This window comes from Nitrospira sp., assembly GCA_016788885.1.
Taxonomy (GTDB): Bacteria; Nitrospirota; Nitrospiria; order Nitrospirales; family Nitrospiraceae; genus Nitrospira_A.
Window position 1 is genome coordinate 104,664 of sequence record JAEURX010000025.1, and the last position, 18,539, is coordinate 123,202.

Annotated in this window: 24 protein-coding genes; 11 read left to right on the plus strand and 13 right to left on the minus strand. The window is 61.0% G+C overall.

The window, feature by feature from the left end; all coding sequences use genetic code 11:
* Positions 1-6: 6 nt before the first annotated feature.
* The 11 genes from JNL86_07005 to JNL86_07055 all read left to right on the plus strand — a co-directional run bounded on the left by JNL86_07005 (position 7) and on the right by JNL86_07055 (position 9,443).
* Entirely contained in the window at positions 7-1,182 is a 1,176-nt protein-coding gene (locus JNL86_07005; protein MBL8042652.1) for a 2-oxo acid dehydrogenase subunit E2, read from the plus strand.
* Positions 1,179-1,436 (plus strand): acyl carrier protein, encoded by a 258-nt coding sequence (locus JNL86_07010; protein ID MBL8042653.1) that lies wholly within the window; start codon positions 1,179-1,181, stop codon positions 1,434-1,436. The genes JNL86_07005 and JNL86_07010 overlap by 4 nt, the downstream gene beginning before the upstream one ends.
* Entirely contained in the window at positions 1,433-2,113 is a 681-nt protein-coding gene (locus tag JNL86_07015) for a nucleotidyltransferase domain-containing protein (GenBank protein MBL8042654.1), read from the plus strand. The genes JNL86_07010 and JNL86_07015 overlap by 4 nt, the downstream gene beginning before the upstream one ends.
* A gap of 606 nt (positions 2,114-2,719) precedes the next feature.
* Positions 2,720-3,193, plus strand: a complete 474-nt coding sequence (locus tag JNL86_07020) for an Hsp20/alpha crystallin family protein (GenBank protein MBL8042655.1) — start codon at positions 2,720-2,722, stop codon at positions 3,191-3,193.
* Between the two features lie 16 nt (positions 3,194-3,209).
* A complete protein-coding gene (locus JNL86_07025) occupies positions 3,210-3,359 on the plus strand; it encodes a hypothetical protein (GenBank protein MBL8042656.1) in 150 nt (49 codons plus the stop codon).
* A 33-nt stretch (positions 3,360-3,392) separates the two neighbouring features.
* Positions 3,393-4,046 carry a phosphoribosyltransferase gene (locus JNL86_07030; GenBank protein MBL8042657.1) on the plus strand — a complete coding sequence of 218 codons (654 nt, stop codon included), beginning with the start codon at positions 3,393-3,395 and terminating at the stop codon, positions 4,044-4,046.
* Between the two features lie 54 nt (positions 4,047-4,100).
* Entirely contained in the window at positions 4,101-4,595 is a 495-nt protein-coding gene (locus JNL86_07035) for an ATPase (protein MBL8042658.1), read from the plus strand.
* A gap of 106 nt (positions 4,596-4,701) precedes the next feature.
* Positions 4,702-5,226 carry a nuclear transport factor 2 family protein gene (locus JNL86_07040; GenBank protein MBL8042659.1) on the plus strand — a complete coding sequence of 175 codons (525 nt, stop codon included), beginning with the start codon at positions 4,702-4,704 and terminating at the stop codon, positions 5,224-5,226.
* Between the two features lie 10 nt (positions 5,227-5,236).
* Positions 5,237-6,094, plus strand: a complete 858-nt coding sequence (locus JNL86_07045; GenBank protein MBL8042660.1) for a universal stress protein — start codon at positions 5,237-5,239, stop codon at positions 6,092-6,094.
* Positions 6,095-6,143: 49 nt separating this feature from the next.
* Positions 6,144-6,506, plus strand: a complete 363-nt coding sequence (locus tag JNL86_07050) for a cytochrome c (GenBank protein MBL8042661.1) — start codon at positions 6,144-6,146, stop codon at positions 6,504-6,506.
* A gap of 198 nt (positions 6,507-6,704) precedes the next feature.
* Positions 6,705-9,443 carry a GNAT family N-acetyltransferase gene (locus tag JNL86_07055; protein MBL8042662.1) on the plus strand — a complete coding sequence of 913 codons (2,739 nt, stop codon included), beginning with the start codon at positions 6,705-6,707 and terminating at the stop codon, positions 9,441-9,443.
* A 9-nt stretch (positions 9,444-9,452) separates the two neighbouring features.
* Here JNL86_07055 and JNL86_07060 read toward each other — a convergent pair whose 3' ends face one another.
* From JNL86_07060 to JNL86_07120, 13 genes are all read right to left on the minus strand, one after another.
* The gene (locus tag JNL86_07060; GenBank protein MBL8042663.1) at positions 9,453-10,013 is read right to left on the minus strand and encodes a hypothetical protein; all 561 of its coding nucleotides are present in this window, start codon (positions 10,011-10,013) and stop codon (positions 9,453-9,455) included.
* 20 nt (positions 10,014-10,033) lie between these two features.
* A complete protein-coding gene (locus JNL86_07065; protein MBL8042664.1) occupies positions 10,034-10,588 on the minus strand; it encodes a CxxxxCH/CxxCH domain-containing protein in 555 nt (184 codons plus the stop codon).
* Between the two features lie 3 nt (positions 10,589-10,591).
* The gene (locus tag JNL86_07070; protein ID MBL8042665.1) at positions 10,592-11,179 is read right to left on the minus strand and encodes a hypothetical protein; all 588 of its coding nucleotides are present in this window, start codon (positions 11,177-11,179) and stop codon (positions 10,592-10,594) included.
* 30 nt (positions 11,180-11,209) lie between these two features.
* The gene (locus tag JNL86_07075; protein MBL8042666.1) at positions 11,210-11,596 is read right to left on the minus strand and encodes a hypothetical protein; all 387 of its coding nucleotides are present in this window, start codon (positions 11,594-11,596) and stop codon (positions 11,210-11,212) included.
* Positions 11,593-12,075 carry a hemerythrin domain-containing protein gene (locus tag JNL86_07080; GenBank protein ID MBL8042667.1) on the minus strand — a complete coding sequence of 161 codons (483 nt, stop codon included), beginning with the start codon at positions 12,073-12,075 and terminating at the stop codon, positions 11,593-11,595. Before JNL86_07080 ends, JNL86_07075 begins: the two co-directional genes overlap by 4 nt.
* A 14-nt stretch (positions 12,076-12,089) precedes the next feature.
* Positions 12,090-12,578, minus strand: coding sequence for a cytochrome c (locus JNL86_07085; protein MBL8042668.1), 489 nt, complete (start codon positions 12,576-12,578; stop codon positions 12,090-12,092).
* On the minus strand, positions 12,575-13,513 hold the full coding sequence (locus tag JNL86_07090; protein ID MBL8042669.1) for a pyruvate synthase: 939 nt from the start codon (positions 13,511-13,513) through the stop codon (positions 12,575-12,577). The genes JNL86_07085 and JNL86_07090 overlap by 4 nt, the downstream gene beginning before the upstream one ends.
* A 24-nt stretch (positions 13,514-13,537) precedes the next feature.
* On the minus strand, positions 13,538-14,776 hold the full coding sequence (locus JNL86_07095; protein ID MBL8042670.1) for a pyruvate synthase: 1,239 nt from the start codon (positions 14,774-14,776) through the stop codon (positions 13,538-13,540).
* Positions 14,761-15,678, minus strand: a complete 918-nt coding sequence (locus JNL86_07100; protein ID MBL8042671.1) for a 2-oxoacid:acceptor oxidoreductase family protein — start codon at positions 15,676-15,678, stop codon at positions 14,761-14,763. The genes JNL86_07095 and JNL86_07100 overlap by 16 nt, the downstream gene beginning before the upstream one ends.
* A 1-nt stretch (position 15,679) precedes the next feature.
* Positions 15,680-15,988 (minus strand): YtxH domain-containing protein, encoded by a 309-nt coding sequence (locus JNL86_07105; protein MBL8042672.1) that lies wholly within the window; start codon positions 15,986-15,988, stop codon positions 15,680-15,682.
* A gap of 355 nt (positions 15,989-16,343) precedes the next feature.
* Entirely contained in the window at positions 16,344-16,919 is a 576-nt protein-coding gene (locus JNL86_07110) for a c-type cytochrome (protein MBL8042673.1), read from the minus strand.
* Positions 16,920-16,971: 52 nt separating this feature from the next.
* Entirely contained in the window at positions 16,972-17,952 is a 981-nt protein-coding gene (gene ppk2 / locus JNL86_07115; protein ID MBL8042674.1) for a polyphosphate kinase 2, read from the minus strand.
* Between the two features lie 99 nt (positions 17,953-18,051).
* A complete protein-coding gene (locus JNL86_07120) occupies positions 18,052-18,411 on the minus strand; it encodes a DsrE family protein (GenBank protein MBL8042675.1) in 360 nt (119 codons plus the stop codon).
* Positions 18,412-18,539 lie beyond the last annotated feature (128 nt).

Sequence of the window (18,539 nt, forward strand, 5' to 3'; positions counted from 1 at the left end):
TCGAGTATGGCTGAATTTGTGATGCCCACCCTCGGGGCCGACATGACCGAGGGGACCTTGGTACAGTGGAACAAACGGGTCGGCGACCGTGTCACCAAGGGCGACATCATTGCAGAGGTCGATACGGAAAAGGCCGCCATCGAGGTCGAGTGCCATGCCACCGGAATCATCGAGCAGTTGCTGACCAAGCCCGGCGACAAGGTCCCGGTCGGCACAGTCATGGGGGTGATTCGTGAAGAGGGGCAGGCCGCGGCGGCACCATCACAGCCGCAGCGCAGCACGCCGCAACCGGTCACTCCACAGCCCGTCCCGCCGCCCCATAGAGGAGCCGCTCCTCCACAGCCTCCCGGCAGCCGCCTGCGCATCTCTCCCGCAGCCAGAACACTGGCCGCTGAGCGCGGACTTGACCTGACAGGCCTTCAGGGAACCGGGCCGGACGGGGCCATCACCCTGGAGGACGTGACCCGCGCGACCGCAACCACCGCAGGCATCACCAAGCCGGCCGACGCCACGGAGCGCCAAGCACGCATGCGTCAGACCATCGCAGCAGCCATGACTCGCTCAAAACGCGAGATCCCTCACTATTACCTGAGCACCACCATCGACCTCAGTCGCGCATTGGCATGGCTCGCCGCCGAGAATAGACGCCGGCCTGTGACCGAACGCCTGCTCATGAGCATCCTGTTCATCAAAGCAGTCGCCCTCGCACTCCGACACGTCCCCGAACTGAACGCACTGTGGACAGACGGCACAGCGGTCAGGAGCGAACGGATTCACATCGGCACGGCTATTTCCTTACGCCAAGGTGGCCTCGTTGCGCCGGCCTTGCACGACGCCGACCGTGCGAGTCTCGGCGAATTAATGCAACGGTTCCAAGACCTCGTGAAACGAGCCCGCGCCGGCTCGTTACGGAGTTCGGAGCTGTCGGACCCGACCATCACCGTCACCAGCCTGGGCGAACAAGGAGTGGAAACCGTCTTCGGAGTCATTTATCCTCCGCAAGTGGCCTTGGTGGGATTCGGCAAGGTGGTCGAACGGCCTTGGGTGACCGACGGGCAGGTCGTCCCGCGTCCGGTCGTGACCGCATCCTTGTCCGCGGATCATCGCGTCAGCGACGGCCATCGGGGGGGATTATTTCTGGCTGACCTCGATCGCCGCTTACAGGAGCCTCAATCCCTATGACGACCACGCCGCCCGAAGCCGACACCCGCGCGCAGGTGCTCCGACTCCTGGGCGACATTGCCCCCGAAGCGGATCTCGCCACGCTCAACCCCGCTGTCAGCTTTCGAGACCAGCTCGACCTCGACTCCATGGACTTCCTGAATTTCATGGTGGCCATCCACAAAGCATTCCACATCGAGATCCCTGAATCCGACTATCCCAAATACATGACTTTGAACGGCTGCCTCGCCCAACTGGCCGCATCACGAACATGACCACCGCCAACCAGCCGCCGACCGACACCTGCATTCTGAAAGTCGTCGTCGGCTCACATGCACACGGCCTGGCCGGACCGGACAGCGACAAGGATTTCCGCAGCGTCTTCGTGCTACCCACTGCCGAATTGTTCCGTGTCGGTTTCAAATACCAGGGCACGAGGATGATGAAGGAAGAGGACGACGAAACCGCCTGGGAGATCGGACACTTTCTCCAACTCGCGCTGCAAGGACATCCGCTGGTGCTGGAGACACTGGTCGCCCCGGTCGTGACCATGGATGACTGGGGCACGGAGCTGCGGCAACTTTTTCCCCGCCTCTGGTCCGCACAAACCGCCTATGATTCGTTTTTGAACTACTGCGACAACCAGCGCAAGAAGATGCTGGAGAAAAAGGATGGCCGACCGGCCAAATACGCCGCCGCCTACGTGCGGGTGCTATTCAATCTCTGCGAACTGCTGGAACGCGGAAGTTTCAGCATCAGAATCTCCGAAACGCCTGTCGGCGAAGTCGTACGTCGGATCAAGGCGGGACAGTATCGGCCCGGTGAAGTCATCGATCTGGGAGAGTATTGGACTGAAGAAGCCACACGCCGCCTTCGCACCTGCACACAACACGCACGCCCGGACCTCGCCGATGCGTTCCTCTTGAAACTCCGCAAGGGCTTTCTCCAGTAGCACCCATCGGCGTTTACGTTCCGGTAGCGAAACGGTCGCCCACGACCGTTTCACAAAAAAGAGCCCGCTTCCGTGTGGAGATCAGACCTGCCGACCGAGCGAAGCCCATCCGGACATCCCGGGACAACGCTCACACCGGATGTCCCGCGCCTCCCGTTCATCGGGCTCCCATGGGAGCCGTGCCTCATACTGGCACCGAGATGGAAGCGCGTCCCTTCAGAACTGACCCCGAAACCGGCACAGGCGCAACCTCCGAACCAACTCTTCGCTGCACGGAAGCGGGGATCTCGATCTTATCCTGGCTCCACCTCCCTTCATTTCTGAATGTAAGCACAGTCCGCCTGAAATCAATGAGGTAATTGGCACCATTGCCGTAACCTGCCGATGTCCCGTATCGCCCCACCCCCACCAGCGCCCGGCCCGACACCCACCGCAGCAAGCGCCCTAAGCGAGTGAACTTCCGCCATTCCTGAATGGAGCGATGCCCTCACGTCTTCCTGGCATTGAGCCTGCAATACCATTCGACACAGTTGCGCATGACGACTCACATCGAAATGGTCATGTGCAGAATGAACCATCCACGGAGACACACAAAGGAGACGGATCATGAGTGGACTCACCCGATGGGAACCGTTTCGCACACAGTGGAACCCCTGGAAGGAACTGGAGGATGTGGAGAAGCGCCTCTCGGCGCTCTGGGGCCGTCCCCAGGGTAAAGTGGAAGGACAGAAGGAAGCGATCTCGGTTGCGGAATGGTCGCCGCTCGTCGACATCACGGAGGACGAAAAAGAATACCTCATCAAAGCCGAGCTCCCGGAGGTCAAACGGGAAGACGTCAAACTGACCGTTCAGGACAATGTCCTCGCCATCTCCGGTGAACGGCGATATGAGAAGGAAGAAAAGAACAAAAAATATCACCGGGTGGAGCGCGCATACGGCAACTTTTTGCGCAGCTTCACGTTGCCGGAGGATGCCGACGGGAGCAAAGTTTCTGCGGAATACAAGGACGGCGTCCTGAAGGTCCATTTACCGAAATCAGAGAAGGCCACCCCCAAATCCATCGAAGTCAAGGTCTCCTGAGCGAAAGGAGCAGGCCATGTTCAAGCATCCTCGCTATCTGGACATTCCCTGGGAAATGCATTGGCATCCCGAAGGGTCGTCTCATCGCCACCGGTGGTTGGTCCTGCTCGTGATTCTTACGGCCCTCTTTCTGGTCGGCGTGGGCGTCACCAGCGGACTCTGGTAACGGCGGACGGTCGCGCGACAGAGGGAGATCGACATGTTCAAGAACCGTGAAGAAGCCGGCGAACTGCTCGTGCAGGAATTGGCCGCATTTCGAAACGATTCCTCAGCCATTCTCCTGGCCCTTCCGCGCGGAGGCGTCGTCGTGGCCTTCCAACTGAGCCTGGCCCTGCATCTGCCTCTTGACGTGTTGATCACACGCAAAATCGGCGCGCCCGGCAATCCGGAATATGCGCTGGGCGCGGTCAGTGAGACGGGGGCGGTGTACTGGAACCGCGAAGCACTCTCCGGTCTTGCGCTGACGGATCGAGACCTGACGGCGGCCGTGCACGCGCAACAACAGGAAGTCGCTCGGCGTGTAGCCCTCTATCGGCAAGGGCGTCTGTTTCCCCCGCTCAAGGATCGAACCGTGATTCTGGTGGACGACGGGCTGGCCACCGGCGCGACTTTCTTTGCGTCTGTGGCAACCGCTCGCCAGGCGCATCCGCGCCGCGTGATCGGTGCCGTCCCGGTTGGCCCGCGCAGCACGGTAGAACAAGCCCGCGCGATCGTGGATCAACTCGTGGTCCTGCGGGTTCCGGATCCCTTTTATGCTGTCGGCAACTTCTACCGGGATTTCGAACAAGTCGAAGATCGTGAGGTTTTGCAGTATCTGAACCTCGCAGAAGAAGCATTTGTGACCAAGTCATGAGCGGCCGGGGTGCACGGATGACCGGCGCTCCGACCAGGAAAGGGGCCGGCGGCAATGAACAACCAGACGGAAGGCGGCCACGGCGCACGCCATGATCGATTTGTGCAGGAATACCAACACGACTCGTACAAGATGTCGGGCAAGCTCAAGGAACCGACGGCCTGCAAAGCGTGCGGGGCCGTCTTTCACAAAGGTCGCTGGACGTGGGACTCAAAGCCGGCCGGCGCGAGCGAGATCGTCTGCCCGGCCTGCTTGCGCATCCAGGACAATTACCCGAAGGGGTTCGTCACATTGAAGGGAGCCTACAAGGATCAGCATCGTGATCAAGTGATGGGGGTCATTCACAATACGGAGGCCGCGGAAAAGAAAGAGCACCCCCTGGCCCGTATCATGGCCATCCGAGACCAGCCCGAGGGCTTGGTCATCTCGACCACCGACAGCCATTTGCCGCGACGAATCGGGGAAGCGCTCAAGCACTCACATCACGGCGCATTGGACGTTCAATACGACAAAGACGAGGAGTTCGTGCGCGTCACGTGGACCAGCTAGGTCACGAAGCGGCAGAGTACGTGGGCTAGAGAGAGGAACAGACGGACCCAGGCTGCGGGGCAAGGGAAGGCCTCGCCAGGGGGTTGCAATGGGGAAACGAACATTCATGCGCTGGACCCGCATCCCGGTCGTGAGCCTGTGGCTCATCTCCACGCTCACTCCGGCAACAGCGGAGATGCAGCTGATGCCGGGAGCGGCGTCGGATCTGGATCACGCGACGGCGGAGGCGGTGATGACGACCTTCCGCAGGGCGGATGACGCGATCCGCACGCGTGACCTGAATGTCGTAATGGCCCTTTATTCCGAGCAATACGACTACCACGGACTCAAAAAATCCGACATGCGAAAGGTGTGGGCCAATCTGTTCGATGAATTCCAAGACCTCGCCGATGCCCATCACTTTTCCCGGCTGACCAAGGTGGGCAGCGGCTCCAAGACCATCATCGAAGTGACCTGCACAGGCAGCTTGTCCGGCCTCTCCAAGACCGGCGGCCTGCGCGTCCCGATCGACAGTTGGTATGAGGAAGTCCACTATATGACGTTCGAAGACGGGCAGTGGCGTATTCGCGGTAACGTCGGCGATTCTCCGCGGTTGATGCCCTTCGGCACGTCACCGCATCCTTTATTCTGAAAGGAGGCCTATGCGCGTTCTGATCGCACTCGACTGGTCGGAGCAGGCCTTTGCAGCCGTTCGAGAAGCCTCATATCTCTACGATCTGCACGACGTCACGCTGGTGCATGGGATCGATTTGGGGATGTTTCAATATCCGATCGTCGCGGAAGTCAGCAGCATGCAAGGGTATGACGACTTCCGCAACGCCATGAAGAAAGCCGGTGAGCAACTGCTGGATCACACCACCACGCTCCTGCCGTCCGAAGGCGTGTCGGTTGCGCGCGTCTGTGAATTCGCCAAGCCGGCCTCGCTGATTTTGGACAAGGCGCGGGACCTGCGGCCTGAGCTGATCGTGCTCGGCGCGCGCGGGCGCGGGCGTGTCGGCGAATTCGTCCTGGGAAGTGTCTCCCACCGCGTGGCGATGCATGCGGATTGCACGACCTTAATCGTGAAAGAACGGGAAGCTCCGGTCAAACGCGTCACGGTCGCCGTGGAAGGACATGAAGACGGGGCGCGCATCAAAGCCTGGCTGCTCGCCCATCCGTTCAAGAATCCGGTCGATCTCACCATCGTCAGCGTCGTGCAGCCGATCCCCGCCACCGATCCCTTCAGCCTCTTCCCGCTACAGGATTGGACCGGCATCGCCGTCCGTTCGGCGGAAGACCTGATCAAGAATCTCGCCGCCTCGCTGATGAACAGCCGGTATACGGTCGGTACGCAGGTGAGCATCGGCGATCCAGCAGATATTCTCACGGAACGCGCCAAGTCGGCGGACCTGTTGATCATCGGCTCGCACGGACGAAAAGGGTTGGAGCGGTTTCTCCTGGGGAGTATTTCCCACGCACTGCTCCACCAGGTCCCCTGTCCCGTATTGATTGTGCGATGAACAGAGCGACAATCTTTTGGCAGACATCGAATCATAAAGGAGCCCGCGCATGAAAACCTTCAGCATCCTCTGTGCCCTCTGCCTCGTCATCCTGGGAAGCTCCTGGGCCGCCGGACAAACCCACCGTGGCAACCCTCGCGACGGCCAGGCGATTTACGAAAAGACCTGTCTTCGCTGCCACGGGGAGAAGCTGGACGGGAACGGGCCGGAGGGACAGTATCTGATCGTGCGGCCGGCAAATTTTCAGTCGGTCAACTCGCGGGCCAAGACCGATTGGGAGCTGCTGATTACGATTGCGAACGGCGCCCTGTTCAGCCCCATGCACGGCTATCGCGGCAAATTGACGGATCAGCAAATGCTGGACGTGTTGGCCTACATCCGGTCCGTGGCTACACCTGATTTCGTGAGTTAGCGACCTGGCTTCCGCGGTTCCGCGTGCAAGGCTTCAGGCTGAGACATCGCACCGTCGTACGGATCCTGGGGCGAGGCCAGGATCCGTCACCCAGCCAACGAGCGACAGGTCAGCGGTTGCAACCCACTCGCAACCCGTTCATGATCCCCGCAGGGAGTTCGCCCGTCGCGAGTCTCCATCTGATCAGAGCACTTTCCCATGCAACGTATCCGCCCCCGCCACATGCCGCCGCTTCGAGATGATGGGCCCGACGCGGGACACACCATCCTGAGCGATGGAACCACGGCCCTGTTGCGGATCGCGCAACCCGGCGACGCCGACGAGTTACAACGCTTCGTCGAACGCCTGTCTCCGGCAGCCACACGCCATCGCTTCTTTTCAGAAACGGCGCCGCCCGCCGAGGTGATCCGTGCGCTCTGTGATGCGTCGCAACCGCAACGGTGCCTGACGGTGCTCGTCCTCCGCCGCCAGGACGATGCGCTGCACATCATCGCCTCCGGCTCCTACCATGCACGAGGCCCGCATGAAGCAGAAGTGGCGATGGCCGTGGACGACCGGCTCCATGGGCATGGACTCGGCACCATCCTTCTCGAACGCCTGGCTCTGTTGGCCATTCGGCACGGATTCACCAAGCTCTGGGCCATCACCCATGCGGACAACCTGGCGATGCGCGAAGTGTTCGCCACGTCAGGCTTTACCATAGAAGAACATCTGGAGGGCGGCGACATGGAGGTCGAGTTGTCGCTGACACCGACCGATCAAAGCGTGCGGCAGTCGGAATGGCGCGAACGAGTTGCCACAACCGCTTCGCTGCGCCCCCTGTTCCATCCTCGCACCGTCGCCGTGGTCGGCGCCTCACGCTCCCCCCAGAGTATCGGCTACCGCATACTTGATGCGCTGCACAGCAACGGGTTTCGCGGGCACTGCTACGCGGTCAATCCGCATGCGTCGAAGATTGCCGATGTCGAAGCCTTTCCCTCACTCCGCGCCCTGCCTGAACCGGCCGATCTCGTCGTCATTGCCGTGCCGAAAGAAGCCGTTCTTTCCGTGGTAGACGACTGCGCGGCGACCGGAGTCCGCGCGTTGGTGGTCATCACCGCCGGATTCGCCGAAGTCGGAGAGGAAGGACGTCGTCTGCAAGCACAGCTGCTGGAGAAGGTACGGCAGCATGGTATGCGGATGGTCGGGCCAAACTGCTTCGGCATCCTGAATACAGACCCGGCCGTCAAACTCAACGCCACCTTCACCTCCACATTTCCCCTCGCCGGCTCGATTGCGATGTCCTCTCAAAGCGGTGCCTTGGGGCTGGCCCTGCTCGCCGCTTCCGGGCGATTGCACCTCGGGCTTTCGACCTTCGTCAGCGTCGGCAACAAAGCGGATGTCTCCGTGAACGACCTCCTGCAATATTGGGAGAGCGATTGCGCCACAACCGTCATCCTGTTGTACGTGGAATCGTTCGGCAACCCCAGACGGTTCGCCCACATCGCGCGGCGAGTCAGCCGCAACAAGCCCATCGTCGCACTCAAAGCGGGGCGGACAGCGTCCGGCAAACGTGCCGCGGGCTCGCACACTGCCGCGCTGGCCGCCAATGACGTCGCCGTTGAGGCATTGTTTCGGCAAACCGGCATCTTACGCGCCGACACGCTGGAAGATATGTTTGCACTCGCGGGAGCCCTGTCGGAGCAGCCCTTACCGAAAGGCAACCGCGTCGGCATCCTGACCAATGCCGGCGGGCCCGCCATTCTCTGCGCGGATGCCTGTGAAGCGGCGGGGCTCGAGGTGCCGGAATTGTCTCAAGCCACAGTGACCAGACTCTCGCCTTTTCTTCCCACCTCCGCCTCGTTGCACAATCCGGTCGATTTGATCGCCTCGGCAACCCCCGAGCAATACGAGCACGCCATCGTCACGCTGCTGAGCTCGGACGATATCGACGCCTTGATCATTCTGTATATCGCGGTCACCAGCACGGATGTCGCCCCTATTGCGGAAGGTATTACTCGCGGCATTGCCGCTGTGCGGGCGGCTCAGCCGATGAGGAAGCCGGTCCATATCGGATGGATGGTAGAATCCGACCGCGAACGTCGTTTCGCCCTGCCGACTGAAACCATTCCGACGTTCGGCCTCCCTGAACTTCCTGCACGCGTCTTGGGAACCATCACCGACTATGTGCAATGGCGCGATCGCCCACTGGGGATGGTCCCCGATTTCGACGATCTGAACCTGCCGGCCGTGCAAACCATCTGCCGCGACGTGCTGGCCACGAGGGGAGGCGGCTGGTTGACGGTCTCGGAAACACGTGCGGTCTTGTCCGCAATGGCAATTGCACTGCCGCCCGGCGGAGTGGCGACAAGCGCCGAGGAAGCGGCTACGCTCGCTGCCCAGATCGGCTTTCCGGTCGCCGTGAAACTGGCTTCGCACACCCTCGTGCACAAAACCGAGATCGGCGGCGTCCATCTGAATCTCGCCAACAAGGCCGAGGTCCGACGCGCCTACGACGACATCGCCGCACGACTGGCCGAAGGCCGGCATCTGGACGCAATGGAAGGGGTGCTCGTCCAGCCGATGGTAAAGGATGGCGTCGAGGTGATGGCCGGCATGGTCCAAGATCCCTCCTTCGGCCCTTTGATTGGATTCGGGCTGGGCGGGATACACGTCGAAATTCTCGGGGACGTGCGGTTCCGGATCACACCGTTGACGGAGCTGGACGCGGCGGACCTGATTCGGAGCATCAAGGGCTATCGTCTGCTACAAGGGTATCGCGGCCATCCGCCCGCAGACGTCGATGCCATCCAGGAACTGCTCCTGAGACTCTCGCGGTTGGTCGAAGAGGTGCCCGAAATCGTGGAACTCGATCTCAACCCCATCTTCGCCCTCGCACCGGGAGAAGGATACCGCATCGTCGATGCGAGGATCAGGGTAGCGGGAAAGAACCCCTAACACTCCGCATCACTCGGTGCTCGAAGTCGATTCAGGCTGCTCCCGGAGCTCCGTCACCTGCGCCGCGCAGTCGCCCGTGGGGGAGCCGCGATCGACAGACTCCTTCTCCCACACCAGACGGCGCGCGCCGACATGCCTCAACAAACATTCAGCCGTCGCTAAGAGCTCCTGCACCTGACGAGCGGCCCCATCGGCGTAGTGCGCCAAATCGAAAATGGGAATCTGGAGACAGACCTCCGCGCGATTCTTGCGTTCCGGTGAAAATACGATGCGGTGGGCAGGCGGCTGCGGATGTTCGCAAGGCTTGAGCAGGTCGAGTGTCTGAAAGAACACCCGGCACAGGCGCTGTAAATCGCCGAGAATCGCCCGATGTTCCTCGTCGTCATTCAGCGGAAATTGGGCGGAATCTCTAAAGGCCCCGTACAGATTGAGCTGAAACCCGATCTGGACGATCCGTCCGTCGCCCATCTTGACAAAAAACGGGTCATGGTCGAAGCAGACCTTGCGCTGCGCAATCATGTCACGGAGCGACTGCTCACTCGAAAAGGCCTGCTCAAGATGCAGCTGCATGGACCTCTGCTTACCTTCGGTCACGGCCCGCCTCCGCCATGACAGGAGAGGCAGTCCCCCATTCGGCCCGGTTGATGTGCGCCTCGCCCTTTTTCATACAACCGCCGCACAATGAGCTCGTCTTTCAGCGTCACCTTCGTCGCGACCCGTGTGCCGAACGCATGGCAGGCGGTGCAGGAGCCGGCGCCCGTCGCGCGAAACACCAGATCGCCATGGGGATTCATCCTGGTCTCTTCGGTAATGTGAGCCAAGGCCCCGCGATGTTCCGTATGGCACCCGGTACAAGCTGTCTGTCGAACAGCCAGATCGCGATGCCAGATGGAGACCGCCGGAGTCGCACGACTCTCAAAATACCCTTCTGAGTGGCAACGCACACAGCGGGTCGCGCTCGGTCCACCAAACGGCGCATGGCAGTTCGTGCAACCGGCGGTATCGACATGATACCGGCTGAGGTCGCCCGGAGCCCAGAACGCGGCGGGACTCCGCTCGGTTCCCCACCCCACCCAGATCATCAACACGAGGGTCGTCAAGGCCACCGCCGGAATCGCTGTTCTCGGAAGCGGGAGGTATCGCATGACTCATGAGATTCCGGCAAAGAACAATGCCCCCACCACATGCAGGAGGGCGAAGACCAGAAACATCAGCGTCATCGGTGCATGAATCGCCTGCCAAAGACGAAATGCCTCTTCCTGGGAAGCCATCCCATGCAACTGCGCGTCGATGTCGTTTTCGGACATTCCCTGATGTTGGAGGAGGTGGCGCTGCTCGTTGAGCGTCCTGAGGCTCGCGGCGTGCACCAACTGTCCCACGATTCCACTGACGACTACGACGACCATGGACACCATGGCCAGGATCGGCACCACCGCATGGTAATGGGCGCCGGAATGAATAAAAATCAGCAGTGGCCCTATGACGCCTGCCACCATGTGGACTCGAAACCATGCGCGCGGCCAGCGACGCGTGGGACTGGCTCGCTTTCGAAACGGATACACGAACACCAACAGCGTGACAGCCAGTCCTGCCCAGCCGACTCCATGCCCGTACCCGGTATGGCCGAATGGGGTGACCTTGTCGAGACTGAGCAGCGCCTCAAAGGCCAACGCACCGACCACCGCACCGACTGTCGCCGCGACGACCGCGATGAGACGCCACCGCACGCCCATCATGTCCGCCGTCCGTTCTTCATCAGCCCGTGATTACTTTCGGTACCGCTCAACTCCCTTACTGCCGCCGGCATGACAGCGCAAACAGTCCGCAAATCTGCCTGGCCCGTGAATACCTTTCGCCTTGGCCCTCAGGGCCTGCACCAATTCGTTGTCCTGCACCTGCGCCAGCATCAGGCCGTCTTTTCCGGCCCGGTGACAATCCAGGCAGGTGGTCGCGCCGGTCGCACGAAAAATGAGATCACTGTGGGGGTTCGCCGCCATGCCGTTCGATTCGGCGATCAGCCACCCCGTCGCCTCTCCCTCCGAGTGCGAGGCTTCACCGGATCGACCGGGAAAGGATGTCGCCTCCCGAGGCGCTGCAACCACACAGAGCAGCCCCAGTAGACAACCGAACCGAACGACCCCACGGCCCGTCATGACTGCCCGCTCCCGCAACAGGTTCGATACCGCTCTTCCGGGATCTCCTTCATGGCCTGATAGAGTTCCACCCGCTCCGCCTCGCTGATGACTTGATCGATCGACGGGTAGAGAATCCGTTCCTCCTTCATGTTATGTGATGTCAGGATCTCCACCAACCGCTGCTCCTCCCGATCGCTCTCGGGGTTCTGTTGCTGAACTTTGTCATGGATGGCCTCCAGGCATTGGCCGATCATCTGATGCTCGGTACGCATGACCTGCGTCGGGCCGCCTTCCGCCATGCCGGAGTTTTCCTCCCACTTGGGAAACAACACATCTTCCTCCCACACGATATGTCGCTGCAGGCCATACTTGAACTCGACGAAGGCGTCCTTCGCCTTGGCGAAATCTGTCCGCTTCAGTTGCTGGAAGGTATTGAAGAGTGCATCCAACCGGTCATGATCCTGCTCAAACGTCACACTGATTTTTTCGTTCGACATGCCTTGCTCCTTGGTTATGAATGACGAAGTTTGTATTCCAAATGACACGCCACACAGGCCTTGAGCACAGTGTTGAACTGAGGCAGGATCTGCTTCAGATCCTGGGTCGGCATCACCTCGGCCAGCTTCTCGGCAGCCGCATGATGCGCCATCGCGAGATCGTGATAGGCCGGCGGAAAGTCAGCCGGTTCCTGCCTGGCCATGGCGTACCGATGCATAAAGAATCCCAGATGTGATTCCGTCAGCCCCTGCGCCAACCGATAGTCTTCGTCGGCCAGGGCCGCCACGATCGCTTGAATCGTTTCCAAATGTTGGAGCATCACAGCGCGATGTTCCTGTCGCGCCTCCGCCTCGAGCGGAATGGGCGTGCGTACATCCGGCAGATGCACCGGCGTCACACCGCGCGCAGACGAGGTGTGCTGCTCCACGCAGCCGGTCATGAGACCCACTACCACAACCATGCAGGCCAGCCCAGCCCGCGCCCGCAATCGCCGCCGACTCATGCCTGCTCCTGTGTCGCCTGTTGCCAATAACGGTCCACGCCCTCTTGAATGTGGCGAATGGTGTCCGCTTGCAGGGTCGGCTCGAACAGATGTCGGAAGCGTCCCTGCAGTTGCAGATACGCCTCCACCGGCTTGCGCTTCGGGATGTACGTGTGGGTAATCGTCCCGTTGACGGCTTCCTTCAGCGGCCAGAGCCCGGTCTCAACGGCTAACTTAGCCACCTCCGGCGTGGCTCCCGGATCATACAACCAGCCGGTCGGACAGGCGGAGAGGGCGAGAAACATTTTCGGCCCGGTGAACGCGGCGGCCCGCGCAAACTTTTCCTCCAAGTCTAACGGATACCGTGGGGCGACCGTCGCAATGTACGGAGGCCGATGCGCCCGCCAAATCTCAAAGATGTCCTTCTTCTCCTGAACCGTCGCGGCAGGATGATGCAGACTGCAGGGTGACGTCGCCGTCCGCGCAGCATAGGGAGTAGCCGGGGACAGCTGCATACCGGTGTTGCCGTACGCTTCGTTGTCGTAACAGATGTAATAAAAGTCGAGCGTGCGATGCATCGCTCCGGAGGTCGACGACAAGGCCATATCGTACGTGGAGCCGTCGCCGCCCAGCACGACGACTTTGAGATCCTCGCTCTTCGGCAGCCGTCCCTTGGCGATCAACACATCCAACGCATCGCGAATGCCCTGTGCACCGGCCGGCGCCGAGCCCATGGTCGTATACATCCACGATCCCTTGAATGAGCTAAAAGGATAGGCCGCCAACATGGTGAAACAGCCGGCGGCATTCACATAGACGACCTGGTCGCCCAGCACCTTCGCCGCGAGCCGCAAGGCTTCCAGCCCCCCGCACCCGGCGCACAAGGCCGTTCCCGGCAGCACATGCTCCTCACGTGGAATCTGCTTGATCTTCTTGAACGTCTCACGTTGCCACATGGCCGCTCTCGTCTTCTTCACGTATTACGTGTTGCGTTTCCCGTTTCCAGCCGCAACCAGCTGCAACTGCGTCATCTCTCGATGTTCGTCGGCACTGTACAGCAAGACCGGGGCGCCGACGGTTCCGCGGACTCCTGCCTCTGCCGTCTGATCGAAAACGGCCTGGAATTCGCCTTCGGACAGATTCTGACCGCCTAACCCGCCGACGAAGGAGCACAGTGCCCGGGGTCGCGCGGACTCATGATACAAACAGGCCGCGATTTCCTGGAAGAGAATCCCACCCTGCCCCGGCGCCAGATTCTGGTCCAACACAGCCACGGCCCGTCGCCCGCGTAAGGCCTGTCGAATAGCCTCAGCCGGCCAGGGGCGAATCACCCGCAACCGAAGCAACCCCACTCGCCTCCCCTTGGCTCTGGCAGCGTCGACCGCCGCCTTGCCTGCGCTTGCGCCCGAGTTCGTCATCACAAGCACATCTTCCGCATCATCCAACCGGTAACCTTCGAGCAGATCATAGCGTCGACCGAACAGTGCGTGGAACGAGTCCGCAGCTTCCTGATGCACCTCAAGTGCATTCTGTGCCGCCAAATGCACTTGATGCCGGAAGTATGCGTACGGCGTGCCGCCGATCACGGCCACGCCCAACGCATGCGGAGACGAGGCCGTGAAGCCAAGATGGGAGGGGCGGAAGGGAGGCAGAAACTGTCGCACCCTGTTCGGATCAGGAAGGCTCACCGGCTCGCGGGTAAACGACAGCGTAAACCCGTCCAGATTCACGATGACCGGCAACATCACGCGTTCATCTTCGGCAATCTTGTACGCCATCAAGATCGAATCCAACACCTCCTGGCAGGTCTCCGCATGAATCTGCAGAAACCCGGAATCCCGCGCGGCCAAGACGTCATTATGATCAGACTCCAACGTAATCGGAGCGGCCAAGGCCCGCGAGACATTCACCAGCACGAGCGGTGCGCGCCAGCCCGAGATCGAGTAGAGCACTTCGAACGCGTGAAGCAAGCCTTGACTAGATGTGGCGGTAAACACGCGCGCGCCGGTGACTTCCGCGGCACCGGCTGCCGTCATCATCGAGTGCTCGGAGTCCATACTCACGAATCGCGCCGCCAACTCACCGCGTTCGCACCACGCGGCCAAGGCTTCCACGATTTCCGTCTGCGGGGTAATGGGAAATGCCGGAATATAATCTACGTCCGCCAACCTGGCTCCCCACGCGGCGGCCAGGTTCCCGGTCATCATGTGGCTGTCCATGCCACCCCGCCTTCCTTCTCCCGCTCCGCAACCAATGCGTGAGTCGGGCATTCGTGCACGCAGATCTGACACCCTTTGCAATGGGCATAGTCCACAACCGGATGATCTTCCCGGTTCATGGCAATCACCCCGTCCGGACAATAGGCAAAACACAACCAACACCCATTGCACTTGTCTGCGATCAACACTGGTCGAAACGTTCGCCACCCGCCGGTTTCGCGCAACACCGAATTTCCGGCCGCGCTGATTCTGGCTGTGCCTTTCGTCGGCGGTTCATAGGTCGGCGTGTGCAGGGGAGACACGCCACCGGCCCGGTCGCTACACGATGCCAGCACGGCCGGCTCAACCGAGTCATAACACACCCGTGCGAGTGTGAGATTCCGCTCGATCACTGCCCCAGCCACACCGAGATCGGCCAGCTCCCGGCTGATCGCGGACTGGAGAGGTTTCCACTCCAGCCCTACAAGCTTGGCTGCCACGGCGCCGAGCAACGCACTGATCGCCTCACGCTGCCCCAATTGTTCCAATGCCATCCCTGTCACATCCCGCGTGCTCACCTGCGTAGGCAAGAACCGATGGGCGCGTACTGCTTCGCTACTCAACGACGAGTTGACGAACAGGACCGTCTGCTCGGTCATCCCTTCTACGACATGCGCCCCGGCATCGTCCAGCAATGAGGCCTCCGCCACGACGATGACATCCGGATGGGCGATCGGCCCCCGCTCCCGGATCGGCTCCCGACCGAAGCGCGTGAACGCAGCAACCGGCGCCCCTCGCCGTTCAGCCCCATAGATCGGGGAATCCTGAGCCACATATCCGCTCACAAACGCCGCAGTGCCAAGAATGCGACTGGCCGTCTTGGCGCCTTGCCCGCCACGCCCGTGAAAGCGTACTGCCACCATCTCAGGCTCGATCCGCCCGCTCCTTCTTGAATGCGTCTTTCCCCGCCGCCAATGCAGCGGCAATCGTCGCTTCCGTCTCTCGCAGATACTGTTTGGCCTCATCCACGGTCTCGGAGATGTCTTTTCGGATCTCCCGGGCCTTCTCCAACATCTCCTCTTCCGTGCGGCGCGCATACCCACGCAATGCCGTACGCGTCTCTTCTCCGGACCTGGGCGCATAGAGAATGGCTGCTACCGCACCGAGAACGGCTCCACTCAGAAACGCGATCGACACCCCCACCCCCGAACAATTCCCACTCTGATCGGCCATGGTGATCTCTCCTTCCCGGTTAAAAACATGAGCTCGGGCATGCGCCTTCACTTGGTCTTTGTCCAAAGCAGAGGGCGTGCCAGGCCCTGCCGTGTGAACCTTGGGCAAGTGACTGCTTTGGCGAGGATTTTCCGGGATACGCTCGGCCGCATAGGCGTCCTGTGATGGGACTGGGGAATTCCAGAACCGCGCAGAAGCCGCACTGTCGCAAAACGCATCAGGGCACAATGAGCGTCGCCGGCCGTCCCGCTCGCGCTGATCGGACGACGGCACTGCATCTCATGGTGCTGTGAGCTGGAAGGTCAGGTGAAGAGGACGGCAGAGCAAGCACGGTGGGTGGAGCGGCAGGGCGCAATCACTCCTTTTCAGGAGCCGGAGGTGTTTGCGGCACGGCAGGCGCATCCTCGTCTTGGTCCATGTGGTCGGAGCCTCGGGAGTCCCGCCTTCCACCATGCCCCATCGGGCCGCGCCCTCGCATGCCGTGATGACGTCGGAAGGTCCGTGTGTATTGAATAATCGCCCAGATCTCTTCATCCGTCAGTTGGTCGGCAAAGCCGACCATGCTGGTGCCGGGCGATCCATACTTGATCACCCAGAAGATTTCGCCTTCCGTACGGTGGCGCCAGAAGCCATGATGCTGGAAGTTCCGGGGCGCCGGATTGAGCTGCGCCGCGAGCGGCCCATGGCCATCACCCTCCTGACCATGACAATTGATGCAGGTGCCTTTGCCCGCATAGAGCGCGTTGCCCTTGTCGATCGTCTGGGGCGAATCCGGCAAGGGACTCCTCAACGCTTGGGCTTCGGCCAGTTTATCGGCCGAAACACGCGGCCTCATCACATCATGTCCGGCTGCCCACGCATCGGATACGCCACAGAGCAGCGCGAGACACAACACCCCCCACAGCGTGCGGCTTGGTTTTCCCTTTGCCATGTTCGTACCCTGCTGATGGATGGGCCCAGTTCCCCTTGCCCTGTCGCCACGGTCAGAAATCCAGCTCGGCCATCTTCCGATGGAACCGCGTGATGACATTGGGATCCGGCGTGAGTCGAATCTGCGCCTCGTCCTTCCCCTTGTACGGCAGCAAATTCAGCACATACCGCAGACTTTCCAAACGAGCCGCCTGCTTGTCGTTCGCCTTCACGATGATCCAAGGACTGAAGGTCGTATGCGTCTTGCCGAACATCTCTTCCTTATATCGAGTGTACGAATCCCACATCTCCTGCGCCTTTTCATCGACCGGGCTCAGCTTCCACTGTTTGAGCGGATTCTGCCGGCGCGCCTCAAAACGCTTCGCCTGCTCCTCCTTGGAAATCGAGAACCAGAACTTGATGATGGTGACACCGTCTTCGTACAACATGTGTTCGAATTCCGTGACCTGCTGCAGGAATCGCTGGTGCTCCTTCTTGCTGCAGAATCCCATGACCGGCTCCACCACCGCCCGGTTGTACCAACTCCGGTCGAAGAAGACGATTTCGCCTTTGTTGGGCAATTGCCGGATGTAGCGCTGAAAATACCATTGCCCTCGCTCATCGTCCGTTGGCTTCGGCAGGGCCACCACCCGCATCGCTCGCGGGTTCAGGTGTTCGGTGAACCGACGGATTGTGCCGCCCTTTCCGGCCGCATCGCGCCCTTCCACGAGAATCGCAATGCGCTGACCATCGGCCTGCACCCACCGTTGCAACCGCACCAACTCTACCTGTAACTGCCGCAACTCCTGCTCATAGAGCAGGGTCTTGCGCACGTCTTCCAGATCGATGCTCTTGCTCTTGATCAGCTGAATGAGCCCCCGACGCGTATTGACCCGGCGGAGGTCCTCCTCGCTCAAGATCCGTCCTGCTTCCCCGATAAGCCCCGCCGCCATGGCGCCGCCGGGATCACGTGCCGTTTCATAGCCGTCCCCTGCAAGCGGCACGGCGGTAGGAATCACCTCCAGGTCGTCGTCCAAATCGTTGTCTCCGAGCACAACCCCTGGCTCCTCCGGCTCGCGCTCTTTGCGGCCCTTGGCTTTTCCGTTTGTTGGTCCCTCTGCGGCCATGCGCCCCCCTTGTTTCTTCATACCGGACTAGAACGCCACGTTTCGATCACGTTCGGCTACGGCCTTGATGTAATCCGGCATGCCCTTGATCGATGCACCGGCGACGAGATCCGTCCCATTGATTTGACGAGCAACGGCACAGGCTCCGCAGACCCAGATCGGAACCTGCGCGGCCTGCACCGCGGCCAACACCTCTTTCAAAGGACTCAGATTCACGCCGATCACATGGTCGGCCGTGCCCTTGCGCCCCAACGTCACGGCTTCGTTCCACAGCCACAACACCACATCGTGCCCCTGCTCCTTGGCCGTCTTCGCCGCCATGAACGGTAAGCTCGCCATGGTCGGATCGTCTGTGCCACGACTGCCGGAAATGATAAATGTCGCCACTCACAACCTCCCTCGTTCGTCTCTCGTCCGTAAAGATACGAGCTGATGGCCGATAGCGTATGCCTGAGATCGAAGACACGGTACCCGGCCTCTTCCTCGCGCCATACGCGTCGGCCATCGGCCCTATT